The organism is Mycolicibacter kumamotonensis, from assembly GCF_002086285.1.
Classification (GTDB): domain Bacteria; phylum Actinomycetota; class Actinomycetes; order Mycobacteriales; family Mycobacteriaceae; genus Mycobacterium; species Mycobacterium kumamotonense.
In genome coordinates, this window is sequence record NZ_MVHU01000001.1 from 16,512 (window position 1) to 42,332 (window position 25,821).

The 25,821-nt window shown below is 65.4% G+C and carries 17 protein-coding genes and 1 pseudogene; 9 read left to right on the forward strand and 9 right to left on the reverse strand.

All coding sequences use genetic code 11. From position 1 onward, the window contains the following. The first annotated feature begins 1 nt into the window (after position 1). The 4 genes and pseudogenes from BST28_RS00055 to BST28_RS00070 all read left to right on the forward strand — a co-directional run bounded on the left by BST28_RS00055 (position 2) and on the right by BST28_RS00070 (position 7,167). Positions 2–3,367: a Swt1 family HEPN domain-containing protein gene (locus tag BST28_RS00055; RefSeq protein WP_207569995.1), complete on the forward strand. Its 3,366-nt coding sequence runs from the start codon at positions 2–4 to the stop codon at positions 3,365–3,367. A 34-nt stretch (positions 3,368–3,401) separates the two neighbouring features. Further along, positions 3,402–4,499, forward strand: a complete 1,098-nt coding sequence (locus tag BST28_RS00060; protein ID WP_133054271.1) for a DUF262 domain-containing protein — start codon at positions 3,402–3,404, stop codon at positions 4,497–4,499. A 44-nt stretch (positions 4,500–4,543) separates the two neighbouring features. Further along, positions 4,544–5,200, forward strand: a pseudogene (locus BST28_RS23600) (MAE_28990/MAE_18760 family HEPN-like nuclease); the annotation flags it as partial. A gap of 998 nt (positions 5,201–6,198) precedes the next feature. Next, the gene (locus BST28_RS00070; protein WP_083079329.1) at positions 6,199–7,167 is read left to right on the forward strand and encodes an acyl-ACP desaturase; all 969 of its coding nucleotides are present in this window, start codon (positions 6,199–6,201) and stop codon (positions 7,165–7,167) included. Here BST28_RS00070 and hrpA read toward each other — a convergent pair. Then, positions 7,164–11,078 (reverse strand): ATP-dependent RNA helicase HrpA, encoded by a 3,915-nt coding sequence (hrpA, locus tag BST28_RS00075; RefSeq protein WP_083079544.1) that lies wholly within the window; start codon positions 11,076–11,078, stop codon positions 7,164–7,166. The genes BST28_RS00070 and hrpA overlap by 4 nt on opposite strands. A gap of 122 nt (positions 11,079–11,200) precedes the next feature. Here hrpA and BST28_RS00080 point away from each other — a divergent pair, with 122 nt between their 5' ends. After that, positions 11,201–12,046 carry an SDR family oxidoreductase gene (locus BST28_RS00080; RefSeq protein WP_083079331.1) on the forward strand — a complete coding sequence of 282 codons (846 nt, stop codon included), beginning with the start codon at positions 11,201–11,203 and terminating at the stop codon, positions 12,044–12,046. 9 nt (positions 12,047–12,055) lie between these two features. Here the strand turns inward: BST28_RS00080 and BST28_RS00085 are convergent, their stop codons facing one another. Further along, on the reverse strand, positions 12,056–12,691 hold the full coding sequence (locus BST28_RS00085) for a VldE C-terminal domain-containing protein (RefSeq protein WP_083079332.1): 636 nt from the start codon (positions 12,689–12,691) through the stop codon (positions 12,056–12,058). Positions 12,692–12,889: 198 nt separating this feature from the next. Between BST28_RS00085 and BST28_RS00090 the strand changes: the two genes are divergently transcribed. The 4 genes from BST28_RS00090 (at position 12,890) to BST28_RS00105 (ending at position 17,989) form a co-directional block, all read left to right on the forward strand. After that, the gene (locus BST28_RS00090) at positions 12,890–13,225 is read left to right on the forward strand and encodes a DUF732 domain-containing protein (RefSeq protein ID WP_019735579.1); all 336 of its coding nucleotides are present in this window, start codon (positions 12,890–12,892) and stop codon (positions 13,223–13,225) included. Continuing rightward, positions 13,225–13,884 carry a class I SAM-dependent methyltransferase gene (locus tag BST28_RS00095; RefSeq protein ID WP_083079334.1) on the forward strand — a complete coding sequence of 220 codons (660 nt, stop codon included), beginning with the start codon at positions 13,225–13,227 and terminating at the stop codon, positions 13,882–13,884. Before BST28_RS00090 ends, BST28_RS00095 begins: the two co-directional genes overlap by 1 nt. An 83-nt stretch (positions 13,885–13,967) precedes the next feature. Then, positions 13,968–16,769: an aconitate hydratase gene (locus BST28_RS00100; protein ID WP_083079336.1), complete on the forward strand. Its 2,802-nt coding sequence runs from the start codon at positions 13,968–13,970 to the stop codon at positions 16,767–16,769. A gap of 167 nt (positions 16,770–16,936) precedes the next feature. Further along, positions 16,937–17,989: a tellurite resistance/C4-dicarboxylate transporter family protein gene (locus BST28_RS00105; RefSeq protein WP_019735576.1), complete on the forward strand. Its 1,053-nt coding sequence runs from the start codon at positions 16,937–16,939 to the stop codon at positions 17,987–17,989. Positions 17,990–17,998: 9 nt separating this feature from the next. Here the strand turns inward: BST28_RS00105 and BST28_RS00110 are convergent, their stop codons facing one another. The 7 genes from BST28_RS00110 to BST28_RS00140 form a co-directional block, all read right to left on the reverse strand. Beyond that, on the reverse strand, positions 17,999–19,063 hold the full coding sequence (locus tag BST28_RS00110) for an ABC transporter ATP-binding protein (RefSeq protein WP_083079337.1): 1,065 nt from the start codon (positions 19,061–19,063) through the stop codon (positions 17,999–18,001). Between the two features lie 13 nt (positions 19,064–19,076). Further along, a complete protein-coding gene (locus BST28_RS00115) occupies positions 19,077–19,925 on the reverse strand; it encodes a carbohydrate ABC transporter permease (protein WP_019735574.1) in 849 nt (282 codons plus the stop codon). Then, complete coding sequence (locus BST28_RS00120; protein WP_083079339.1) at positions 19,922–20,806, reverse strand: carbohydrate ABC transporter permease; 885 nt, start codon at positions 20,804–20,806, stop codon at positions 19,922–19,924. The genes BST28_RS00115 and BST28_RS00120 overlap by 4 nt, the downstream gene beginning before the upstream one ends. Beyond that, positions 20,803–22,077 carry an ABC transporter substrate-binding protein gene (locus tag BST28_RS00125; protein WP_052312209.1) on the reverse strand — a complete coding sequence of 425 codons (1,275 nt, stop codon included), beginning with the start codon at positions 22,075–22,077 and terminating at the stop codon, positions 20,803–20,805. Before BST28_RS00125 ends, BST28_RS00120 begins: the two co-directional genes overlap by 4 nt. Positions 22,078–22,154: 77 nt before the next feature. After that, positions 22,155–24,068 carry a YhgE/Pip family protein gene (locus BST28_RS00130; protein ID WP_083079340.1) on the reverse strand — a complete coding sequence of 638 codons (1,914 nt, stop codon included), beginning with the start codon at positions 24,066–24,068 and terminating at the stop codon, positions 22,155–22,157. A gap of 3 nt (positions 24,069–24,071) precedes the next feature. After that, the gene (locus tag BST28_RS00135; RefSeq protein ID WP_019735570.1) at positions 24,072–24,806 is read right to left on the reverse strand and encodes an ATP-binding cassette domain-containing protein; all 735 of its coding nucleotides are present in this window, start codon (positions 24,804–24,806) and stop codon (positions 24,072–24,074) included. 84 nt (positions 24,807–24,890) lie between these two features. Continuing rightward, the gene (locus BST28_RS00140) at positions 24,891–25,784 is read right to left on the reverse strand and encodes a sigma-70 family RNA polymerase sigma factor (RefSeq protein WP_083079342.1); all 894 of its coding nucleotides are present in this window, start codon (positions 25,782–25,784) and stop codon (positions 24,891–24,893) included. Positions 25,785–25,821: the final 37 nt, after the last annotated feature.

The following is a 25,821-nucleotide window of genomic DNA, read 5'->3' on the forward strand; positions in this document are numbered from 1 at the left end:
CATGGCCCTGAGCAATCGCGACCGAATCGACCGAATGTTTCAGGCAATGGCCCCCCCGCTCGACGACTTCATTGCGTCCGTGATCGGCCAGGGTGATCCGGCACTGGGAGCGGCATGGACGAAGCTCGTTCAATTAAAAGACGGGAAGAAGGGCACGCCGTCAGATAAGACGTATAACCCGCTCGACCCGCAGGTTCAGTTCCGCATTCTCACCGAATCAAACATCACCCACGGGTTCAAGACGAGTTGGTACCCGTTCGATGAGACGCTCGGCAAAGCGGGGAAGTCGTACGCGATCGAACTGCGGGAGGCCCGGAACACGTGGGCGCACAACGGCACCTTCACAGATGACGACGCCTATCGCGCACTCGACACTGGTGAACGGCTCCTGAAACTCATTGGCGCCGCCAAGGAAGCCGACGAGGTCCGCACGATACGCCTCAACCTACGTCGTGTCACCGCCGACAAAGACGACAAGAAGACACTCAAATCCGCCGTCGACAACCCCGAGGCGGCCGGTCTCAAGCCCTGGCGCGAAGTACTACCGCCCCACCATGACGTCGCCACCGGAAACTTTGCCGCGTCCGAATTCGCCGCCGACCTCTATAAGGTCGCCTTCGGCGGCGAACAAGATTCCGGATACGCCGATGCCGTCGAGTTCTTCCGCCGAACTTACCTCACCGAAGGACTGACCGACCTTGTCGGCCGGGCGGTGCGCCGACTGTCCGGTGACGACAACGCGCCCCCCGTAATCAACCTGCAGACCAACTTCGGTGGTGGCAAGACCCATTCGATGCTCGCACTGTGGCACATCGCAGCCGGACTGCCCGTCGGACAGTTCCCCCAGGAAACACAAGAGCTGCTCACCAAGAACGGATATAGCGGCGCCAATGTTAACCGGGTTGCCATTGTCGGCAACCACTTCAGCCCGTCCGGGACGACGAAGGACGACGGCACCCACGTCAACACCATCTGGGGCGAACTCGCGTGGCAACTCGGGGGCCCCGAAGCTTATGCCCTCGTCGCCAGGGCCGATGCAGACCGCACCACACCGGGCGAAGCCCTGCACCATCTACTGGCGAAGTACTCCCCCGCCGTAATCCTGATCGACGAATGGGTGGCCTACGCCCGGTCGCTGGTCGGCCGTGACGACTTGGCCGGCGGCACCTTCGACGATCAATTCACCTTCGCTCAGTCCCTCACTGAGACTGCGAAGGGTACTCCTGGTGTGCTCCTTGTGATTTCGATCCCTGCATCGGAATCCGGGGAAGACAACGACAAGATCGTCGCCGGCAACGCCGAGGAGGTCGGCGGCGCGCATGGCCTAGAAGCATTGAAACGCTTGCAAAACGTGGTGCGCCGGGTCGCAGAGCAATGGCGGCCAGCCTCGTCAGCCGAGGCCTACCAGATCGTGCGGCAACGTCTCTTCGTGCAACCAGACGGGGCCGCACTAGCCTCGATCGGAGCTACTGCGCGGGCCTACGTCGACATGTACCGCAAGTACACCGACGACTTCCCTCGCGAATCCCGCGACACCGCATACGAAGACCGCATCAAACGTACCTATCCCATCCACCCAGAGCTGTTCGACCGACTCTATGAGGAGTGGTCGTCGCTGGAGCGCTTCCAGCGCACCCGCGGCGTCCTGCGGTTGATGAGCACCGTCATTCACGCGCTGTGGACCGGTGAGGACGCTTCACCGTTGATCATGCCCGGGTCGATCCCATTGGCGACGGCGAATGTGAATGCGGAACTAACTCAGTATCTCCAGGACTCGTGGAAGGCGATCATCGACGCTGATGTCGACGGACTCAACTCCGAGCCGGCGCGCATCGACAAAGAGAAGCCGCTTTTCGGACAACGTTCATTGACCAAACGCCTTGCCCGCACGGTGTTCTTTGGTGCCGCACCCACCATAGGGTCCGCCCACAAGGGCCTCGAAACCCAACGGGTTTTCATCGGGACCGCCGTCCCGGGCGATGTCCCCGGGAACTTCCACTCGGCGCTGACTCAGCTCGGCGATCGGGCGACGTATTTCTATTCCGGCTCCGGCAAGTACTGGTACGACCTGCAGGCCAACATCACGCGCACGGCGAAAGATCAGGCTGAGCGTCTCCATAAGGAGGATGTGTGGGCCGAGATCGTTCGCCGACTTCAGGTCCAAGCCCGCACGCGCGGGGATTTCGCCGGCGTCCACGTCTGCCCCGAGTCGAATGCCGATATTCCTGATACTGACGAGGCGCGATTGGTGATTCTGCACCCAAAGGTCGCGCACAAACGCGGCACCGAATCGCCGGCCAAAGCATTTGCGCAAAAGGCCACCGAGCAGCGCGGCACCGCGAACCGCACGAACCGGAACATGCTGGTGTACTTGGCTGCTGACGAGGCGCGACTGGAAGAACTAGACAGCGCCACGCGTGACTATCTGGGATGGACTCTGGTGCTTGCGAGCGAAGCCGCGCTCGACCTCACCGACAATCAGAAGAAGCAGGCGGCCCAGCGGCAGGCGCAGGCCGACCAGACCGTCAAGTCTCGTCTGCTGCAAACATTTACGTGGGCGCTAGTGCCGTCGCAGCCGAACGCGAGCGCCCCATTCATTGTCCGTGAGACGAAGGTCGAGGGCCAGTCCGAATCACTTGCCGAACGGGCCTCTCGAAGGCTGGGTAGCGACGGTGACCTGTCGAACCGGCAGGCTGCCGTCACAGTTCGCCTCGCCATCAATAAAGTGCCGCAGATCTGGAAAGACGGCCACGTCTCGTTGGGTAACCTATGGGGCCTGTACTGCCAGTACCCGTACATGCCGCGGCTGCAGGATCGGCGAGTGCTGGAGGAGGGCGTCCTCGACCTACCGCTCATTTGGGAGACCGACGCGTTTGCTCTTGCAACCGGGGTGGACGATGCGGGGCGATACGTCGGACTATGGATCCCAGGGGATGCCAATTCAGTACCTACACCAGCGGACTCACTCCTCTTGGTGCGTCCCGATGCCGCGGTCCATCAGCGGAAACATGAAGAGGCAACGCAGACCGGTACTGGATTCGGCACCGGTGCCGAAAGTGGTACGCAGACCGGGGCCGATAGCGGTAATACGGCGGGAACAAGCACCGGAACTGGTTCCGGCCACATCGATATCGCGTTCACCCGGTTCTACGGTGTCAAGACCCTCAGTTCGGACAAGATCGCGATGGACTTCAAGCACATCGCCGACGAGGTGATCGCGAACCTTCGGGAACAAGGCATCAACCTCGTCGTGAAGATCGAGATCGAGGCTGTTGACTCAGATGGCTTCGATGAGAACAAGATTCGTACGGTCTCGGAGAACGCGAAAACTTTGAAGTTCGATCAGGCAGGTTTCGAGAAAGAGTGAGCTTCCATCCGAAGAAATCCATCGAGGGGAAATAGTGAGCCTCCAAGATCAAATCGAAACACGCGCAAAAGAGATTCATACCGACGGATACGGAATGTCGATCGGCGAAGTCCTATCAATGTATAAAGACGGAGACTTGGACATCCATCCAGAATTCCAGCGGATATTTCGGTGGAGTATGGAGCAGAAGTCTCGCCTAATCGAGTCCATCCTACTCGGAATACCCATCCCGCCGATATTCGTCTCGCAACGTGACGACGGCGTCTGGGATGTTATTGATGGAGTTCAACGCTTATCGACGATTCTGCAGTTTGTTGGTTCGTATCGCGACCATGAAGACAAACTGGTCAAACCAGAGCCGCTCCTTGCAACCGAGTATCTTCCTGACCTCGAAGGCTACCGCTGGCAGAGCGAGTCAGAAGGCGACAAAGCTTTCACCGCCTCGATGCAACGCGACTTCAAGCGCTCAAAATTGGAATTTAGGATAATCCGAAAAGAGTCAGATAAAAACGCAAAATATGACCTATTCCAACGATTGAACTCAGGCTCTCAGCTTTCACCGCAAGAGGCTAGAAATTGCTTGCTTGTAATGTTAAACACCGATATGTATTCCGAACTAGATCGCCTGTCTCGGTCCGAAGCTTTTGCGAGTTCCGTTCCACTGTCCGACCAGAAAGAAAATCAAGCTTACAGAGAGGAATTAGTACTTCGATTCTTCCTCCAACGCTCCTACAAAGGAAAAGACTCTGAGCTACGAAAGGAATACGGTGAATATCTGACTGACTGGCTGAGGGAGATTGCGGTCAGGGCAGATTGGGCCAGGGAGATCGACGGCTCTGCGTTCAAAGCATGCTTCGGGGAAATCGAACGTGCGCTCGGCGAAGACGCCTTCCGCCGGTTCGACGGGAAGCGGCACTTGGGACCGTTCTCTATTTCGGGCTACGAGTTTATAACTTCGGGGTTGGCGGCCAATCTTGATCGTTGGCAAGGAAGACCCGACGCCCTCCGTGCCAAGATCGAAGCAGTGTGGAATGCGCCCGAATTTCGGGATAACTCGGGGACGGGAGTCAGTCCGAGACGCCGGGTACCCCGCCTGATACTACGGGCCCGAACTTTCTTCGCTCAGGATTGACGCCGTGGCCGTTCGGACCATAAAACGAGTTACAGGATGCACTCGATTCCACGCTGTCTTGGCGCCGCGTGGAACTCAGTGCACTGAAAGGGCTCATAGAACAGCACGAGTCAAGGTCGCAGAATCTGCCTGCTGGACGGAGTTTGCGCCGTGCAGGCGTCGCGATGCTCTACGCCCACTGGGAGGGATACGCCAAGGAATGCCTTCAAGCGTACGTCGACTTCCTCGTGCGGCGGCGACCAAAGCTCTCGGAATTGAATGACGGTTTACTCCAGACCGCACTCTTGCATGCCCTCCGGCGGGCCGACTCTGGCGATGAAGCCGCGAGGCACCTCCTTGTTGAGGCAATCCGGAAAGGCGGTGAGGTTCGATCGCAACTCCCAAAGGCGCACATGGTAAATACCCAATCAAATCTTCGATCAGGGGTCCTGATGAACCTACTTTTGGACTTTGGTTTGGACACAGGAGCTTTCGAACTCCGAGAGCAGCTGATCGATCGGCGTCTTTGCGATATACGCAACTCGATCGCGCACGGGCGCGATGCATGTCCCAGGATTGGCGAGTTTTCCGATCTGCACTCAGAGGTGATGTGCATGATGGAAGAGATTCGCGATCTTATTCTGGCTGCGGCGCGGACGGGTGGTTATAAAGCCACGAACACTCCTACTCAGGCCTCTGCGCTCACCAGTGCCGACCCGTAACCCTTTCGATGTCACGACGCGATAAAGGAAACCACGCAACCCCGAACAACTGCAAAAACGAGTCCCGAAGCGTTTCACCTAATCGCTGCAGTACAGTACGTGCGTGCGGTGCAGCAGCGACTGTCTGCAAACTGACATGCCGGGCGGAACCGGGTGGGAGTTCGGTCATGCCAAACCGTCACCGTCTTACAGCTGGCACGGCTGCATTCGGCATTCGTCGCACAAGCCGCTGCGGCACCTGCTCCCCGCCAGTCGCGGCCGGTGCTCGCCGCCCATCGCCGGCCGCCAGGTACCGTGTCGCGGCCCACACCGCACTACGCTCCTGGATTCCCGCTCCCGCCGAGCATTACGTCACAGTGACGTAATGGGATGGTCGGGCGGGCAAGATGAATTCGGTTTTGGCGCATCCGAATCCGCTCCGGTGTTGCGGTGCGGAGGCGTCCTTGCTGCCGTCGGCTTAGTTTTGCGGGGGCGGCGGCGTCACGGGCTGACAGGCATTGGCTCCCGGATTCCACCAGTTGCCCGGTCCGCAATCAGGTGGCTGAGTTGAGCCCACACCCGGCGCTACTGCTGTCGAATACACCGCAGGCGCTAACCCCACCGCCGCGGCGAATGTTAGGCGAAGAACGAACCTACTCATCGAAGATCTCCCTCTGAAGTGCCCAGACCCCCGATCTGAAGGCCGATCTACTAGCACTACCCGCTGCCGGGGCGCCGTAATCACGATCCGGGGCAATCCCCCGCTCTCCCCACGGCCCAGATCAATTCGTCACCGTGACGAATCTATTTGGGGTGCAGCGTTATTCGTTGTGGGACTAATAGACGCGGGTTTGCCGCGCTACCGCGAGGGCCAAATGAGGTGATGATTTCACCGGTGTGTCCCAACATAGTTCTGCCCGTGAGTTCGCCCAACCGGTCAGTCGGCGACGGCGTGGACCGAGCGGCAGGCTAGGCTGCTCTGGAGCGGGGGCGTCCCGAGAGCAGTGGAGAGGGATGCGATGTCGCGGCAGTTGACCGACCTGGAGATACTCGGCGAGCTGGAACCGGTTGCCGCCGCCAATGTGATGCGGCACGAAGCGGTTGCCGTCGAGTGGAATCCGCACGACTACGTGCCCTGGGATCACGGCCGTGATTTCGCGCGGACCGGTGGGAGCGACTGGTCACCCGAGCAGTCGAAACTCAGTGACGTCGCGAAGGCGGCGATGATCACCAACCTGCTCACCGAGGACAACTTGCCCTCGTTCCACCGTCAGGCGGCGAAGTACTTCTCCGGGGACGGCGCCTGGGCGGCATGGGTGGGTCGATGGACCGCCGAGGAAAACCGGCACGGCATCGTGATCCGCGACTATCTCGTCGTCACCCGCGGGATCGATCCGGTGGCACTGGAGCAGGCGCGGATGCTGCATGTGACCAACGGGTTCACAGCCACTGCCGAGGAAGAGGCACGGCACCGAACCGACTTCCTACTGTCGGTCGCCTACGTGACGTTCCAAGAACTCGCCACCCGTGTCAGCCACCGCAACACCGGCAAGGTGTGCAACGACCCGATTGCAGACCGTATGCTGCAACGCGTTGCTGCCGATGAGAATCTGCACATGATCTTCTACCGCAACGTGTGCGGTGCAGCGTTGGATCTCGTACCCGACCAGGCCCTGGAGGCGCTGGCCAGCGTCGTAGAGCATTTCCGGATGCCCGGCCAGGGTATGCCGAACTTTCGGCGAAACGGGGTGCTGATGGCCAAGCACGGGATCTACGACCCGCGACAGCATCTCGACGAGGTGGTGAGGCCGGTTCTGCGCAAGTGGCGCATCTTCGAGCGCAATGATTTCACCGCCCAGGGCGAGCAACGCCGGGAAGGTCTCGCAGCCTATCTGGAAACCCTTGAGCGCCAAGTCATCAGGTTCGAGGAGCAGCGTGACCGTCGATTCGCCCGCGATGCGCTCAAAGCGGAAGTCGACGCCGTTTAGCCCACGGCTTCGATCGACCGATAGATCCGCTTCTCGCTGACCGGGCGAGGGGTACCGAGTTGCTGCGCCCACAGGCTGACCCGTAGTTCCTCGATCTGCCAACCGATATCGCGCACGTCGGCGGCGGCACGGCGGGTGGCGGGCAGCGCCGCCACGAGCTCGTCGTAGGCGTTCTGCACGGCGTGCACCTGGGCCATCCGTTGTCGGTCGGTGGTAATACCGTGCGGCAGTTGCTCCAGGCGCCGTTGGATCGCGGTCAGGTAGCGCGTGATATCGGACAGGCGTGCGCGCCCGGCGGTGGTGACGAAGCCGGGCGTCAACAACCGCGCCAGCTGGTCTCGGATGTCGGCGATCGCATCGTGCTGGGCAGCCGGCGGTTGGGCGGGCAGCTGCAGGTCGACGTCGCGGGCAGCGGCGAGCAGCTTCTCCACCCGGCCCGCGATGTCGCGCGTCGTTACCACCAGAGCTTTGTCCACCGCGGTGCGCAGCGTGCTGAACGCCTCGCGGGTGAAGACCGGGCCGTCCATCAGCGCATCCACCGCAGCGTCGGCGCAGTCATTGAGTAGCGCAGCCAGCGAGCCGTCCGGATTGACCTTCAGCGCCAATCGTGTGCTCGGATCCAGCTGCCGCTCAACTGCTTTAACCGGCGATGCGATGCAGCTGCGTAACAGTCGCCGAGTGCCTGCCGGCATGGCGGCGGTTTGTTCGGCTGCGGTGGCGAACACCCGTAGATCGGCGGCGCTGCCGGTGTCGGCGAACGCGGGGTGTCCGCGCACCACCCGCCCACCGAGGACATGTTCGACCACCCGCGGAATTTCGTCGAGATCCTCGGGCCAGTCGCGCAGCCCGGTCCGTTCCAGATCGCCGGCAACCGCACCTGCCACCGCGTCGCGGGCCGATGCGGCGAACCGCTCCTGCAGTGCGGGCAGATCCTCGCCGCGGGCCAACTCCGCGCCGTCGGCGGCTTCCACGGCGAAGGTCACCCGCAGATGCGCCGGCAGCTTGGTCAGGTCGAAGGCCTCGACGGGTACCAGAACGCCGGTGCGGCGCCGCAATTCGCGTTGCAGCGCCACCAACAGCGACCCGCCGTCAGGGTCCAGTGCGGGCAGCACCGCGCGGGCGGTGTCCGGGGCGGGCACGAAGTTGCGGCGCAGATCTTTGGGTAGCGCGCGGATCAGCGCGGTCACCAACTCCTCGCGCAGCGCCGGAACCTGCCAGGTGAAGGCGTCACCGCCGAGGCGGGCCAGCACATCGATCGGCACGTGCACGGTGACGCCGTCGTCGGCGGCGTCGGGCTCGAACCGGTAGGTCAGCGGCAGCCTGGCATCGCCGGTCTGCCAGCTGTCGGGCCGGCCGGCCGCAACATCGTCGGCGGCGCGCAGCAGATCCTCACGGGCGAGATTCAGCAGCTGCGGTGTCTTGTGCCGTTGCTTGCGCCACCAGCCGTCGAAATGCCGCGCGGAGACGACGTCGGCCGGGATCCGGGCGTCATACCAGGCGTAGACCTCGTCGTCATCGACGATCAGGTCGCGGCGGCGGGCCCGGTCCTGCAGCTCTTCGATCTCGGCCCGCAGCCGTGCATTGTCGGCCACAAAACCATGACGGCTGGGCCAGTCGCCCTCCACCAGCGCGTGCCGGATGAACAGCTCTCGGGCCAGGGCCGGCTCGATACGGGCGTAGCCGACCCGGCGGCGCGCCACCAAGGGCAGGCCGTACAGGGTCACCCGTTCATAGGCCAGCACCTCGCCGCGCTGGGCATCCCAGTGCAGTTCGCTGTAGGCGCGCTGCACCAGCTCCCCCGCCACCCGTTCGACGATCTCCGGCTGGATGCGTGCCGCGGTGCGCCCGTACAGCCGGCTGGTCTCGACCAGTTCGGCCACCACCACCCATCGTGGCGGCTTCTTGGCCAGCACCGATCCGGGTGCCAGCACGAAGCGGGAGTTGCGCGCCCCGAGATAGTCGCGCCCGTCGATGTGGCGCATCCCGACGTGCGAGAGCAACCCAGCCAGCAGGGCCGCATGCACCCGGTTGCGGCCGGCCGGTTCCCCGACATCGACCCCGGACTCGCGCAGGCCGAGATCGCGGGTGATGCTCCGCAGCTGGCCCACCAGATCCTGCCACTCGCGGATCCGCAGATAGTGCAGGAACTCATCGCGGCACATTCGTCGGAATGCACTGCTGCTCAGGGTGTTTCGTTGCTCCGACAGATAACGCCATAAGTTGAGGTAGGACATGAAATCCGATTCATCATCGGCGAAGCGGGCGTGCTTGGCGCGGGCGGCCTCCTCCCGGTCGGTGGGCCGTTCCCGCGGGTCAGGGATCGTCAGCGCCGCCGCCAGCACCAGCAGCTCACGCAGGCAGCCCTCGTCGTCGGCGGCCAGGATCATCCGGCCCAATCGCGGGTCGACGGGCAGCCGGGCCAGTCGGCGACCTAGATCGGTGATCTGCCCGTGGGTGTCGAATGCCCCCAGTTCGATCAGCAGCGCCACCCCGTCGCGGACGCTGCGCGCATCCGGGGGATCCAGGAACGGGAAGTCGTCCACCTCACCGAGTCGCAGCGCCGCCATCTGCAGCAGTACCGCGGCGAGGTTGGTGCGCAGCACTTCGGGGTCGGTGTAGGCGGGCCGAGCGGCAACGTCGGCCTCGGCGTAGAGCCGGATACACACGCCCGGTGCGGTGCGCCCGCAGCGACCGGCCCGCTGGGCGGCCGATGCCTGCGAGATCGGTTCGATCGGCAGCCGCTGTACCTTCAATCGCCTGCTGTAGCGCGAGATCCGGGCGTTGCCGGGGTCGATGACATAGCGGACGCCGGGCACGGTCAGCGACGTCTCGGCCACGTTCGTCGCCAGCACCACCCTGCGAGTGATGTTGGATGCGGGTCGCCGCGCGAACACTTTCTGTTGTTCGGCGGTCGGCAGCCGGGCAAACAGTGGCAACACCTCGGTGCGCGGTCGCCCCGCCAAAGCCTCGGCGGTGTCCCGGATCTCGCGCTCACCGGACAAGAACACCAGCACATCGCCGGGTGCCTCGGCGTCCAGCTCGTCGAGCGCATCGACGATCGCCTCGATCTCGTCGCGCATCTCGGTGCGCACGATCTCCCGGTCGGGATCGTCGGGGTCATCGGCGCCGCCTTCGCTGACCGCGACTTCCAGTGGGCGGTAGCGGATTTCCACGGGGTAGGTGCGACCGGAGACCTCGATGATCGGGGCGCCGCCGAAATGTGCGGCAAAGCGCTGCGGCTCGATGGTCGCCGAGGTGATGATCACCTTCAGATCGGGTCGCCGCGGCAGCAGTCCACGCAGGTAGCCGAGCAGGAAGTCGATGTTGAGGCTGCGTTCGTGGGCCTCGTCGAGGATCACGGTGTCGTAGCGCAGCAGCCGGCGGTCGCGCTGGATCTCGGCGAGCAGGATGCCGTCGGTCATCAGCTTGACGCACGTGCGGTCGCTGACCCGGTCGGTGAATCGCACGGCATAGCCGACGACGTCGCCGAGCGGAATCGCCAGCTCATCGGCGATGCGCTGGGCGACCGTGCGCGCGGCGAGGCGGCGAGGTTGGGTGTGCCCGATGGTGCCGCGGATGCCGCGGCCGAGTTCGAGGCAGATTTTAGGCAGCTGCGTCGTCTTGCCCGACCCGGTCGCCCCGGCCACCACCACCACTTGATGCGCCCGGATCGCCTCGGCGATCTCGGCCCGTCGATCGCTCACCGGCAAGTCGGGATAGCTGATCGCCGGCACGGCGGCTCGTCGCGTCGCGACGACGGCCTCTGCGGCGGTGATCTGATCGGCGAGCTGCCTCAGCTTCTCGGGCTGGGCACCACGCAGGTGTTTCAACCGCCTGCCGAAATGCACGGCGTCGCGGATGGTCAGGCCGTCGAGCCGGCCGCGCAGTTCTGCGGCGGAGGGCTCGGGCACCCCGCCGAGGATAGTGGCGCGCCACATCACGACGGCGAGCAGCAACGCAACTTTACAAAACAGCCATAAACTGTCACGCTTTCGCCCGGGCAACCAGGCATCGACGACGAGGAGTAAACACCTTGACCGGCAACGAATTCTCCGGCCGCACCGTGGTGGTGTCCGGCGGCAGTCGTGGTATTGGATTGGCGATCGGGCTGGGTGCCGCCCGGTTAGGGGCCAATGTCGTGTTGCTGGCCAAGACCGCCGAACCGCATCCCCGGCTGCCGGGGACGGTGCACACCGCCGCCGCTGAGATCGAGGCGGCCGGCGGCAAGGCCCTGGCCGTCGTGGGCGACGTCCGCAGCGAAGACGATGTGCAGCGCGCGGTCGACGCCGCGGTGGACCGGTTCGGCGGCATCGACGTGTGCGTGAACAACGCCAGCGCCATCGCCACCGAGCCGACCGAGCAGTTGTCGGCCAAGAAATTCGATCTGATGCAGGACATCAACCTGCGCGGTACGTTCCTGCTGACCAAGGCGTGCCTTCCGCATCTGCGGCGGTCCACCGCAGCCCACGTGCTGACGATCGCTCCCCCGGTCAACATGAACCCGCACTGGCTGGGCGTACACCCGTCGTACACGCTGTCGAAGTACGGAATGAGCCTGCTCACGCTCGGGTGGGCCGCGGAATACGCCGACGCCGGGATCGCGTGCAACTGCCTGTGGCCGGAGACCTACATCGCCACGTCCGCGGTGGCCAACTCCCCCGGCGGGGGCCAGTTGTTGGAGAAGGCGCGCAGGCCGCAGATCATGGCCGACGCCGCCGTGGAGATCCTGCGGCGCCCGGCCACCGAGGCCAGCGGCCGGTGCTTCATCGACGCCGACGTGCTGGCCCAGGCCGGCGTGACGGACTTCTCCCGCTACGGCGGCGGCCCCGATCCGCTGATGGACTTCTTCGTCGACCGGCCGGCCGGCGGTGGGGCCTAACGCCCGCGCTCAGCGCAGGTAGACCTCGCTGCCGCTGGGATAGCCGCCACCGGTCGTGGTGACGTGGACGTGGTCGTAGTGGCCGTAGCCGCCGCGCTGCGCCCCGCCGCCGGGGGTGTAGTAGACGCCGCGCCAGATGGCGTCCTGCAGGCCGAATCGGTCGGCGTTCTCCATCACGTAGGCCACGATCGAGTCGCCGAGCGCGATGCCCTCGCTACTGCCGGGATTGGGGATCATCACATCGAGTGCCAACCCATTGGGGTGCCAGCGCAACGCGTCGGCACGCACGCCGCCGATCTGGTGGATCTGCGGAAAGGCGTCGCTGATGCTGCGGGCCGCCTGGATCGTCTTGACCTGAAGGCCCCGCTCCGGGGCGACCCCGGCCGGCAGGAAGCGGGACACCATGCGCATCCGGGACGCCGCCGCAACCCCGGCGGGCGTGCCCTGTCGCAGATAGTCGGCGGGCGCCGCGACCAGCTGCAATCCGCCTATTGATTCGTCCTCAGCAACCACCGGCGCGGAGTCTTTGGCGGCTGTCGTATTGGCACTGCCGCCCACAGCAAAGAACACTGCTACTGGTGCGATGACTACGGCCATCCATGCCGAGGACTTTCGGCGCTTGCTGGCTAACTCGTGTCGGCCCACGAGTAGATAGGATACGAGAAATCTGGCTAATAGTCACAAATTTATAAAGCTCAGGAAACATTTTAGAATCGCGGGCCGAAACAACTGCGGCCACCACCGCCAAATCGCCATTGTTCGCCCAGATCAGCGGGCCCCGGGTGGCGCAGCGCACAGCGGCAAAGGTAGAGCGTCTAATCAGATGGGTTTAGACTGCTCCCCATGAAGTCGACGACCATCGCCGCGGCGGTCATGGGCTTGGCGGTGGCGCTGGCGGCACCGGCGCAGGCCGACCCTGACATTGATTTCGCCAACGAACTGCACAGCTACGGCATCTACGGCCCCCGGGACTACAACGCGTGGTTGGGCAAGATCGTCTGCGAGCGCCTGGACAAGGGTGTGGACGGTGATGCCGCCAAGTCGGTCCGCTTCATCACCCCCAACCTGCCCAAGGGCACCAGCCAGCCGCAGGCCTGGCAGTTCCTGGGCGCCGCGATCCACACCTACTGCCCGGACAAGCGACCGGTGCTCGAGCAGGCCGCCTCCCAACACGGTTGATGAACGTCAGCCGGCTCTGGCAGAACAAACTGTTCGCCGGGACCGTGGGCGCCTGCTACGCCCGCGCGATCGAACAGCCCGCAGCGGCTCGGGTCTTCGGCCGGTTGCTCTTCGGCACCGACGTCGACCGCATCTATCGCGCCATGGACGTCGTCGCGGATCTGCCCGATGACGCCGTCGTCCTGGATGTGCCGTGCGGCGGCGGCATCACCATCGCCCACCTCAAACCCGGCCAGCGGGTGCGCTACGTGGCGGTGGACATCTCGGCCGGCATGCTCGACCACGCCCGCCGGCGCCTGCGCCCCGAACAGCGCGACACCGTCGAGTTCGTCGAGGCGAGCATCGACGCCGTTCCGTTCCCCGACGACCAGTTCGACTTGTGCGTGTGCTTCAACGGGCTGCACTGTCTGCCCGATCCGGCCGCCGCCATCCGTGAGATCGCCCGGTGCCTCAAACCAGGCGGCCGGCTCGTCGGCGATTTCGCCACCCGAGGGCAGGTTCGCCGCGCCGACGCCTACATGGTCATGATGCGAGCCAGCGGCACCTTCGGCCCCGGCGGCACCCTCGACGATGCCCGGCTGTGGTTCACCGAAGCCGGATTGATCGTCGATGATCTCGAATGTTCCGGCGCGGTCACGCATTTCGCCGTCCACAAATAGACGTTGCTGATTCAGCCCTAGCCGCACCGGTTTTGCGGGCTATCGTCGTTGGTATCCTGACACGACGGCGAGAGGGTCCCACGATGGCCGCAGGCAGCATCCTCGACAGCTTCGGAACCAAACACCAGCTGGCCGTCGACGACACCAGCTATCAAATCCGGCGACTCGATCGCATCGACGGCTCGGCCCGACTGCCCTACAGCCTCAAGGTCCTGTTGGAAGACCTGCTGCGCAACGAGGACGGCCACCTGGTGACCGACGAGCAGATCAGTGCCATGGCGGCCTGGGATCCGAAGGCCGAGCACGGCCGGGAGATCGCCTACACCCCGGCGCGGGTGCTGATGCAGGACTTCACCGGGGTGCCCTGCGTCGTCGACCTGGTCGCCATGCGGGATGCGATCGCGGAACTGGGCGGGCAGACCAAACGGATCAACCCGCTGTGCCCGACCGAGCTGGTGATCGATCACTCGGTGATCGCCGACGTCTTCGGCCGCGCCGACGCCTTCGCCATCAACGCCGAGCTGGAGTTCGAACGCAACGCCGAGCGTTACCAACTGCTGCGCTGGGGCCAGCAGGCGTTCGACGACTTCTCGGTGGTGCCGCCGGACACCGGCATCTGCCACCAGGTCAACCTCGAATATTTGGCCAGGGTGGTGTTCACCCGGGACAGCGCCGAGGGCCCGCTGGCCTACCCGGACACCCTGGTCGGCACCGACTCGCACACCCCGATGGTCAATGGCCTGGGAGTGTTGGGCTGGGGCGTGGGCGGGATCGAAGCCGAAGCCGCCATGCTGGGCCAACCGATGAGCATGCTGATCCCCCAGGTGGTGGGGCTCAAGCTCAGCGGCGAACTGCAGCCCGGCACCACCGCCACCGACCTGGTGCTCACCGTCGCCGAGTTGCTGCGTCGTACCGGGGTGGTCGGCAAGTTCGTCGAGTTCTTCGGCCCGGGTGTGGCCAACGTCCCGCTGGCGAACCGGGCCACCATCGGCAACATGAGCCCCGAGTACGGTGCCACCTGCGCGATCTTCCCGATCGACCGCGTCACCTGCGACTACCTGCGGCTCACCGGCCGCTCCGAACACCAGATCAAGCTGGTGGAGGCCTACGCCAAAGAACAGGGCATGTGGCACGACCCGCAGCACGAACCGGCGTTCTCCCAAATCCTGGAACTGGATCTGGCCAGCGTGGTGCCCTCGATCGCCGGGCCGAAGCGCCCGCAGGACCGCATTCCGCTGCGCGTGGCCCCCCAGACCGTGTGTGCGTTGCTCGGCGGTGTCGAAACAACCGAACAGGCTCTCTCGGACCTCGATGAGGCCTCCGCGGACTCCTTCCCGGCCAGCGACCCGATCGCCTTCGGCGACACCAGCAGCCCCAAGGGCAAGCCGCGCACACCGCACAGCGATTGCGCCGCCGACGACTGGCCGTCGGCCAGCGTGGCCGTCGAACTCTCCGACGGCACCCGCACCGACATCAACCAGGGCGACGTGGTGATCGCCGCCATCACCTCGTGCACCAACACGTCCAACCCGTCGGTGATGGTCGGGGCGGCGCTGCTGGCCCGCAACGCCGTCGACAAAGGCCTGTCCCGCAAGCCGTGGGTCAAGACCACGCTGGCACCCGGATCACGGGTGGTCACCGACTACTACGAGCGGGCCGGCCTGACCCCGTACCTGGACAAGCTGGGCTTCAACCTGGTCGGCTACGGCTGCACCACCTGTATCGGCAACTCCGGCCCGCTGATCCCGGAGGTGAGCAAGGCCGTCGTCGACAACGACCTGACGGTGTGTTCGGTGCTGTCGGGCAACCGCAACTTCGAAGGCCGGATCCACCCCGAGGTGCGGATGAACTTTTTGGCCTCCCCGCCGCTGGTGGTCGCCTACGCACTGGCCGGCACGCTGCGGGTCAACCTGCTGACCGACCCGATCGGTACCGGCAGTGACGGAGAGCCGGTGTACCTGCGTGACATCTGGCCGACCACCGAGGAGATCGCCGCCGTCGTCGACGACAACCTGCAGGCCGAGATGTTCACCGCCAGCTATGCCGATGTCTTCACCGGTGACGAACGCTGGCGCGCGCTGGAGGTGCCGGAGGGCGACACCTTCTCCTGGGACCCCGATTCCACCTACGTACGCCAGCCGCCGTACTTCGATGGCATGACCCGCGAGCCCGCGCCGATCACCGACATCACCGGGGCGCGGGTGCTGGCAAAACTGGGTGACTCGGTCACCACCGACCACATCAGCCCGGCCGGATCGATCCGTTACGACTCCCCCGCCGGAAAATACCTGTCAGGACACGGTATTGAGCGCAAAGACTTCAACTCCTACGGCTCCCGGCGTGGCAACCACGAGGTGATGATCCGCGGTACGTTCGCCAACGTCCGGCTGCGCAACCAGTTGGCGCCGGGTACCGAAGGCGGTTTCACGCGTGACTTCACCCAGCCGGATGCCCCGGTGACCACCATCTACGACGCGTCGGTCAACTACCTTGACGCCGGTGTCCCGTTGGTGATTCTGGCCGGTAAGGAATACGGCTCCGGCTCGTCTCGCGATTGGGCCGCCAAGGGCACCGTGCTGCTCGGGGTGCGGGCGGTGCTCGCGGTGTCCTACGAGCGCATCCACCGCTCCAACCTGATCGGGATGGGAGTGCTCCCGCTGCAGTTCCCCGACGGCGCCGACGCCGATTCGCTCGGCCTGACCGGTGAGGAGAGTTTCGACATCACCGGCGTGACCGCACTGAGCGACACCATCCCCGACACCGTGCACGTCAAAGCCGGTGACGTGGAGTTCGATGCCACGGTGCGCATCGACACACCCGGCGAGGCCGACTACTACCGGCACGGCGGCATCATGCAATACGTGCTGCGGCAGCTGCTCGACTGATCCGAAAACATCGCCGCGCGATCTACTTCCGGTCTGGTGACCGGCAGCGTAGAGATCGATGTCGATTGGCCCCAACTGACCCTCGCCGGAAGCGGCCCGGTGGTATACCGAGACACGCTTTCGGCGCGCGAAGAGAGGGGCTGAACGGGGTGGGTGCAACGACGACGATGCCGGTGATCGGGACCCGGGAGGCGGTACGGACACTCAATCCCGGCTACTTCGCACTGGTGATGGCCAGCGGAATGGTGTCGATGGCCATGTACCACCAGAACGCCTACCGAGTGTCGGTGCTGCTGCTGTGGGTGACGGCATTGTCCTACCTGGTCCTGGTCGTGGTGTCAGCGGTGCGCGTCATCGCCTTCCCCCACGAATTCCGGGCCGACCTGTCTGATTCCGGGCGCGCGTTCGGGCTGTTCACCTTCGTCTCGGCCACCAACGTGTTGGGGGCACGGCTCGTCATCGACGGGCACGACGATGTCGCGGTCGGCCTGCTGATGGTCAGCTCGCTGGCCTGGCTGGTGCTCGGCTACCTGATCCCGTGGACCGCCGTGCTGGGCACCTCGGAGCGTCCGGTGGTACGGCGGGCCAACGGCACCTGGTTCATCTGGGTGGTGGCCAGCCAGTCCATCGCGGTGCTCGCGGCGGTACTCGAGGTGGAGGTGGAAGAGCCCTGGCGGCAGAGCCTGGCGCTGCTGGCGGTGGTCTCCTGGTCGATCGGGGTGTTCCTCTACGGCGCCGCCGGCATCTTCGTCGCCCTGCGGCTGCTGCTCTACCCGCTGTTGCCCGAGGATCTCATTCCGCAGTACTGGGTGGCGATGGGTGCCACGGCGATCACCGTGTTGGCCGGCGCGCGGATCGTCGAGATGGCCGAGGCGCCGATGGTCACCGCCACCCGAGGTCTGATCGCCGGGACATCGGTGCTGTTCTGGGCGTTCGGCACCTGGCTGATCCCCGCGTTGATCGCCGCCGGGGTGTGGCGCCATGTCGTGCATCGCATCCCACTGCGCTATGAAGCGCCGTGGTGGAGCGTGATCTTCCCGCTGGGCATGTACGGCGTGGGCAGCCACTACCTGGGGCAGGCCGACCACCTTCCGATCGTCTACCACATCGGTTCGGTGCAGAGCTGGATAGCGCTGGCCGCGTGGGCCATCACGTTCGTGCTCATGCTGCATCATTTGGCGGTCACGCTGGGGCCGGAGGCGCGCAAAGCGCCGCACTGACGCCGGCCCTCAGCCCAGCCGGGCGCCGTCGGTGGTGAAGAAGTGCAGGTCCGCCGCGTCGAGGTGCAGTGATAGCCGGCTCCCCCGCTGGATCTCGGTGCCGCCGGGCACCCGCGCGACCACCGACTGCGGTGCCGGGCGGTCGACGGTCCGGCCGTACAGATAGGTGTCGGCGCCGAGTTCTTCGACGAACTCCACCTCCACACCGATCCCACGGTCGGCGATCTGCAGCTGTTCAGGCCGGATACCGACGGTCAACTCGGCTGCGGCGGCAGAGATTTCCGGCGGCAAGGTCAGCGCGTAACCCCCCACCGACACCGCACCGTCGACGACCGGCACGGTGAACAGGTTCATCGCCGGGGAGCCGATGAACCCGGCGACGAACACGTTGGCCGGCTTTCGGTACAGCTCACGCGGCGGCGCGCACTGCTGCAGCACCCCGTCGCGCAGAACGGCCACCCGGTCACCCATCGTCATCGCCTCCACCTGGTCGTGGGTGACGTAGACGGTGGTGATGCCCAGCCGGCGTTGCAGTTCGGCGATCTGATTGCGGGTCTGCACGCGCAGCATGGCATCGAGGTTCGACAGCGGCTCGTCCATCAGGAAGACCTGGGGGCGGCGCACGATCGCCCGGCCCATCGCGACCCGCTGCCGCTCGCCCCCGGACAGGTCTTTGGGCCGACGCTGCAGGTGCGCCTGCAGGCCCAGCAGTTGCGCGGCCTCCAGCACCCTGGTACGGATCTCGGCTTTCGGAACCTTGGCGACCTTCAGCGCGAATCCCATGTTCTGCGCCACCGTCATGTGCGGGTACAGCGCGTAGTTCTGGAACACCATGGCGAGGTCACGAGCGCCCGGATCGGTCTCGGTTACGTCAGTGCTGCCGATATGGATCCGGCCCGCATCAACGGGTTCCAGGCCCGCCAGCATCCGCAGGGTGGTCGTCTTGCCGCATCCGGACGGCCCCACCAACACCATGAACTCGCCGTCGTCGATGGACAGGTTCAACGCGTCGAGCGCGGGGCGGTCGGCCCCGGGATAGCGCCGGGTCACCGAGTCGAAAGTCACTGAAGCCACTACGATCCCCCGACTACCGTCCGCCGAACCCGGTGGCGGCGATACCGTTGATGAAGGCGCGCTGCGCCACCGCGTAGATCACGATCAACGGCGCCAGCATCAGCATGGACGCCGCCATCAGCACGGGCCATTCGGCGACGTACTCCCCCTGCATCCACACCAGCCCGAGGGTAAGGGTGGCGATGCTCTTGCGTTGGATCATCAACAGTGGCCACAGGAAGTCATTCCAGACGTTGATCCAGGTCAGCACCGCCAGCACCATCACCGCAGGTTTGGCGTGCGGCAACAGAATCCGCCAGTACACCTGCCAGGGCGAGCACCCGTCCAGAATGGCCGCCTCTTCCAAGTCGACGGGCAGCGTCGCGAAAAACTGCCGCATCAGATAGGTGCCGAACGCGCTGCCGAACAATCCCGGGATGATCATCGCCCACATGGTGTCGGTCCACCCGAACACCCGCATCAAGATGAACTGCGGAATCACCGTAACCGTCAACGGCACCATCAGGGTGGCCAGGTAGAGCACGAACAACGTGTCGCGGCCGGTGAAGGGTAGCCGGGCGAAGGCGTAGCCGGCCAGAGAACAGAAGAAGACCTGCCCGGCCGTCACACAACCGGCGTACAGAACGGTGTTGAAAAGCATCCGCCAGAACGGCATTCGGGCGAACACATCCAGATAGTTCGACCACTGTGGGTGGGCCGGAAACAGCATCGGCTGGCTGATCTCGGCCTGGCGTTTCAGCGACCCGGACAACGCCCACAGGATCGGGAACAGTGCACATGCCGCGACACCGGCCAGGCCGGCGTAGACGCCGAGCAGTCTGCCGATACGGTGCCGAACCGGGCGGCCGGTGCGGGCCGTCATTGGTCCATCGCGTTGCGGCGCGACAGCCGCAGTTGGACGATCGTCAGCGTCAGCAGCACCGCGAACATCACCCACGCCAGTGCGGATGCGTATCCGAAGTCCAGGAAGGCGAACGCGTGCTGGAACAGCATGATGGCCAACACGTAGGTACCGGTCTCCGGGCCGCCGCTGCTGCCGGTGAGGACATAAACCAGGTCAAATGCCTGAAAAGCGTTGATGACCGAGATCACCACCACGAACCACAGTGCGCCGCGGATCATCGGCACCGTGATGGACACAAAACGTCGAACCTCCCCGGCGCCGTCGATACGGGCCGCTTCGTGCAGCGACTCCGGCACACCCTGCATGGCTGCCAACAGGATCACCGTCGCAAAGGGCACGCTCTTCCACACGCTGACCAGACACAGCGAAGCCATCGCCCAGTGCGGTTCGGTCAGCCACGGCACCGGCGTGATACCGAACCAGCCGAGCATGATGTTGAGCAACCCGCTGTCGGTGTTTAACACGAACTGCCACACCACCGCGATCACCACCGATGACACAGCCAGCGGAAGAAAGGCGATCGCCCGGAACAGCCCGATGCCCCTGATCGTGCGGTTCAACAATCCGGCCACCGCCAGACTGATCAACACCGTCGGGACCACGGTGCCGACGGTGAACACCGTCGTGTTGCGTACCGCGATGCCGAACAGCGGATCATCGGTCAACAGGTCACGGAAGTTCGCCGCGCCGACGAACGTCGGAGGGCTGAACAGATCCCAGCGCTGGACGCTCATGTAGAGCGAGAATGCGAGCGGGAACGCCATGAACACCGCGACCGCCGCCAGATTCGGGGCGATGAACCATCGTCCCGCTCGTGCGCGCCTGCGTGTCGGGTTCATGCGGTGGCCAACACCTCGTCGATCTGGGGCGACAGGTCGGCCTTCAGCGTCGCCGCGGGCCGCTTCCCGCGCAGCACCGGCCCGATGGCGCGGTCCATCAGCGCATGCACCTTCTGCCACTCCGGGGAGACCGGCAGGCCCTCGGAGTGGGCCGGGCCGCCGATAAGCACGTCGAGGTTGGTGATACCGGTGTGGGCCGTCCTGAACCCGGGTGCGGCGATCGCAGATCGCAGCACCGGCACGAACAGACCGGACTCCCCGATCAGGGTCTGCCCCACCGGCCCGGCAGCGAATTTGACGAACTCCCAGGCCTGGCGTCGGTGGCGGCTGGCGGCGGCGATGGACAGTCCGGTACTGCCGATCGCCGAGCGGGCGGCCATCCCCTTGGCTGCCGCGGCAGGCCCGGTCGGTAGGACCGCCACGTCGAAATCCAGCTCCTCGGCTTGTGCGAAGGTCTGGTATCGCCAATGACCGCCGAGCGCCATCGCCGCCTGGCCCGCGGTGAACAGTCCCATGGTGGATATCGCCTGGGTGTCGGAAGCCGCAGGCGCCACCCGGTGCACACCTGACAGGTCGGCGTAGAACTGGATGCCGTCGAGGAAGGCGTCGTCGTCGAAGTTCAGATGGGTGGGGTCGAATCGTGGGACGGCCCACGGCGTGCCGTTGTTCATCCCGAACAGCGCCGCGGAGTAGGGCGGCGACCAGGTGTCGACGAACCCCCATTGGGTGACTCGGCCGTTGGCCGAGCGGCGGGTCAGTGCGGTTGCGGTGTCGAGGAATTCGTCGAACGTCCACGGCCGGTCCCAGCGGCCCGGCGGCGGCGGAACACCGGCCTCGGCGAAGATCCTGGTGTTGTAGAACAGGAAGGCTCCCGACCACTGTTCGGGCAGGGCATACTGGCCGCCGTTAAAGCCGAAGGTCTCATACAGTGCCGGGATACTGTCGGTGCGCAGGGCCGCTGCGAACTCCGGATCAGCGTCCAGCAGCGGGTTCAGGTCCGCCAGCACCCCGCGGTCGGCCAGCCCGGCATAGTTGAACTCCCAGGCCATCAGCACATCCGGGCACCGGCCGCCGGCGCAGAACGTCGATATCTGCTGGGTGGGATCTCCCCCGGCCAACACGGTGCGTATCCGGATGTCGGGATGTTCGCGCTGGAATGCCGTCACGATGCGCATCCTGGTGTCGGCCTCTTCCGGGTTGGCCGCGAAGAAGAACGTCACCGCGTCGTCGTCGGCGCCGCACGCCGACGGCCACGGCACGGCGGCGGCCATCCCCACCGCCGCGGCACCGCGCAGCACGGTGCGTCGCCGCAACGGGTTTACGCCCGAAGGTCGCACGCCGAAAACCGTCACACTTCGATCGGCGGGTAGAGGCGTTCGAGGGTGTACTGGCGATCTCGACGGGCGGCCCAGCTGCTGGCCGCCAGCGACACGATGAGGATCCCGGCCAGCACGGCGACCGACGTCCACATCCGGGCATCGATACCGCCGACGGTCAGCTGACGTAAACCGTTGACCGCGTATGTCATCGGGTCATACGGGTGCAGAATCTGGAACGGCTTCGCCGTCGTCTCCACCGGATACACCCCGCCGGAGGACACCAGCTGGAACATCAGGAAGGCCAGGGTGAACACCCGTCCGACCGCGACACCGAGCACCGCGTTGAACGCCTGGATCAGCGCCAGGAACGACGCGGCGATCAGTGCCAGGAAAGCGACCGTGCCCGCGGCATACTTCGCCTGCAACCCGACCCCGAAGTGCACCACCGCATACATCAGCAGCACCTGGCACAGACCCAACAGCAGGGCCGGCCAGTAGGAGGCGAGCACCACCCGCAGGGCACCGAGACCGTTGACGATGGCCCGGGTCTGCAATGGGGTCAACAGCATCCACACGATCAGCGAACCGATGAACAAGGCCAGCGGCAGGAAGAACGGGGCGAAGCCGGTGCCGAAGGTGGCGGCGTGATGGGTGAAGTCCATATCGACACCGACCGGGCTGGCCAGGATCTGCGAAATCTCGACGCGCTGTTGGTCGGTGACGGTCGACGCGCGCTGATCCGCCTCGCCCAGTCCCGACGCCAACTGGGCGGCACCGTCTTTGAGCTGATCGCCGCCCTCGGTCAACCGGGCCAGCCCGTCGCTGAGTTTGTGTGCGCCCGCGTCGAGGTCGGTTGCGCCGTTGCGCAGCGTGACCAGATCGGATTTGAGCCCCCCGTCGAGGGCATGGCTGATGAACGTGCGCAACCCGCTGCCCGGATCGGCCAGGTCATTCTCCAGCTTTTGGGCGTTGGCGCGCAGCTGGGCCAGCCCCTCGTCGGTGGCCGGGTCGAGCCCTTTGATCGCCAGCAGGCGCTGTGCGCCGGCAAGGGTGTCACCGAGCCCGCGAACGGCCGGATCGGGGTTGCCGCGCAGTGCGTCCACGACCTGATTGACGATGCCGGCGGCCTGCTGGTAGTTGACGTTGAGCGCCGCGATCCGGTCGGACACCGTTGTGATGTTGCCGCTCAACGCGGTCGCGGCGGCACCGGCGGCGTTCGGGTCGAAGCCCATGGCCCCGAGGTCGTCGGTCAGCTTCAGCAGCGGGTCGGTGGCCTGCTGGACCCCCTGCGACAATCGGCGGCTGCCGTCGGCCAGTGCCGCCGAACCGTCGCGTGCCGTTCCCAGATTGTCTGCCAATGCCTTCGAGCCCTGCGAGAGCCGATCGGCGCCGTCGGCCGCCTTTTTGACCTCGTCGGTCACCTGGGTCAGCGCCGTGCCGATCACCTGTTGGCCGACCTTGGCGCTGACTTCGTTGAGGACCTCGCGGGCGGCGTTTTGGCCCATGACCGAAGCCAGATAGTTGTTGGCGTCGTTGAATCGGAACTGGATCTGCGCCTTCTGCGGATGCGGCCCCGCGGGCGACACCACGGCCGCGCTGAAGTCCTCCGGCAGGGTGATCGAGAAATAGTATGTGCCGTCGGAAACCCCCTTGGCGGCTTGGCTTTCCGATACCTGATGCAGATCGAGCTGGCCGGAGTCGACCAGTGCGCGGGTGACTTCGTCGCCGGCGTGCAACTGGTTGCCCGAGACGGTGGCGCCGGTGTCCTCGTTGACCAGGGCCACCGGGATCTTGTCGATGGCGGCGAACGGGTTCCAGAACGCCCACAGGTACATCGCGCCGTAGAGCAGGGGCAGCACGATGATGGTGAGCAGGGCCAGCCGCGGCATGGTGCCACGTGAGTAGCGTTTGAGGTCGGTGCCCAACGACATTCCGGCGAGCATGGTCTACTCCTGCCCCTTCTCGTGTCGGCCGTGTGTGCTGTGCACAAGCTCGGCCGGCTCCAGATGCTCGACGTGGATCTGTGCTGCGATCCCCGAGCCCTCGGGTACCTCGTTGGCCGACGCGGTGATCACGGTCTGTTGCTCCCCCAGTGCGACCAGTCGCCGGATCAGGGTTGTCCGATCGCGGTCACTGGTGACCTGATCGATGCTGCCGACCACCAACAGTGGTGGCCGCGCGGTGTTGGCCAGCGCGATGCGCAGCAGCAGCCCGGTCAGTTCGTCGAGCTGCTCGACGTAGGCGTGCAGTTCCGGCGGTGGCAGCTCACCGAAGACCGGCCCGCACACCGCATCGCGCTCGGCTTCCCCGGCGCGGCGGACCAGCCGCCACCACGAGGAATTCCAGCGGAGCTGTTCGGTGATGAGGTCGCCTACTGTCACCGATTCGAAGATCGCGTCGAGTTGTTCGATTCCGGCCAGGGCGGAGACGCCGAAGATGTCGCGGGCCCGCTGGTGCCCGAACACCGTCACCGTTCCCGTCGACGGTTTCATCCGGCCGGCCAGATTCATCAGCAGCGCGGTGCGTCCCGAACCGGGCGGGCCGATGAGCACCGTGACCCCGCCGGCTTCGATATCCAGGTCCAGCGGCCCGAATACCCTCCCCCACGGCCCGGTCATAGAAATGCCGCGCGCTGTCACCGCCACCGGCGTCTCCTCGGGAGCCTTCGCTTCTTCAGGCATGGGATTCCCCTTAACTGCCGAATCGGTTCGCGTGAACCATCAAAGCAGAACCGGGCACCGGTGATCGGCCGTCACGCGCACTCATCACCGATCCATTCCCGGCAGCTGCAGTGTCATAAGGCCCAGCCGCTGCGGCTCTCCGGCGATGTCGATGCTGTGGATGCGCCCGTCGTCACCGATACCGATGCGGAGCACCGCCCACAGCCGGCCCCCCGGAGCGATCGCGATGCCGGGTGCGCCGTCGATCAGCACCACCGCACCGGCGCGGGCACGGACGGTGAAGCGCCGGGTCTCCGTCGCCACCTCGGCGGCGCCGCGCATTTCGGTGGGCACACCCGCCGGTACCAGCACCGCATCGACCCGGCGCACCACGTCGGGCGCCAACAGTTCAAGCAGTGCCGGGATGTCGCCGCCGCGGGAGGCCGCCAGGAACGCCGTCACGATCTGCAGGTGCTCGGCACGGCGACGCGGTTCGGGGGCCGGGGCGGCGTGGAGCCGCGCCCGGGCCCGACTGGCCAGCTTCTTGGCGGCATCCGGGGATTTGTCGAGCAGTTCGCCGACCTGCTCGAAGGGCACGTCGAACACGTCGTGCAATACGAAGGCCGCCCGCTGGGCCGGCGACAACCGATCCAGCACCACCAGCAGCGCGCGGCTGACCGCCTCGGAACGCAGCACCTGCTCGTCGGCGGCGGGTGCGACCAGGCCGCGGGCGGTGTCTACGTGTCCGGTGTCGGGCAGGGGCCGCTCGCCTCGCCGGGCACGGGTGCGCAACTGATCGACGGCGGTGTGGGCGGTGATCGTGGTGAGCCAGCCCGCCACGTTGTCCACGGCCTCGAAGTCGGCGCGGCTGGCCTTCAGCCAGGCCGACTGAACGGCATCCTCAGCATCGGCGGCCGAACCGAGCAGGTGAAACGCCACCGAATGCAGGTGGTGGCGGTGCTCTTCGAACTGGCGGGCCAGATTCTCCGCGTTGCTCATGGGTCACCTTTCCCGTCCGGCAGTCGTCATGGACACG

Coding starts and splice junctions, on each gene's coding strand:
- BST28_RS00125 (WP_052312209.1), bottom strand. CDS start 22,077: ATGGCCGCCGCCGTGCCGTGGCCGTCGGCGTGCGGCGCCGACGACGAC.
- BST28_RS00140 (WP_083079342.1), bottom strand. CDS start 25,784: ATGAGCAACGCGGAGAATCTGGCCCGCCAGTTCGAAGAGCACCGCCAC.
- BST28_RS00055 (WP_207569995.1), top strand. CDS start 2: ATGGCCCTGAGCAATCGCGACCGAATCGACCGAATGTTTCAGGCAATG.
- BST28_RS00120 (WP_083079339.1), bottom strand. CDS start 20,806: ATGAACCCGACACGCAGGCGCGCACGAGCGGGACGATGGTTCATCGCC.
- BST28_RS00090 (WP_019735579.1), top strand. CDS start 12,890: ATGAAGTCGACGACCATCGCCGCGGCGGTCATGGGCTTGGCGGTGGCG.
- BST28_RS00070 (WP_083079329.1), top strand. CDS start 6,199: ATGTCGCGGCAGTTGACCGACCTGGAGATACTCGGCGAGCTGGAACCG.
- BST28_RS00135 (WP_019735570.1), bottom strand. CDS start 24,806: ATGCCTGAAGAAGCGAAGGCTCCCGAGGAGACGCCGGTGGCGGTGACA.
- BST28_RS00105 (WP_019735576.1), top strand. CDS start 16,937: ATGCCGGTGATCGGGACCCGGGAGGCGGTACGGACACTCAATCCCGGC.
- BST28_RS00095 (WP_083079334.1), top strand. CDS start 13,225: ATGAACGTCAGCCGGCTCTGGCAGAACAAACTGTTCGCCGGGACCGTG.
- BST28_RS00115 (WP_019735574.1), bottom strand. CDS start 19,925: ATGACGGCCCGCACCGGCCGCCCGGTTCGGCACCGTATCGGCAGACTG.
- BST28_RS00130 (WP_083079340.1), bottom strand. CDS start 24,068: ATGCTCGCCGGAATGTCGTTGGGCACCGACCTCAAACGCTACTCACGT.
- BST28_RS00100 (WP_083079336.1), top strand. CDS start 13,968: ATGGCCGCAGGCAGCATCCTCGACAGCTTCGGAACCAAACACCAGCTG.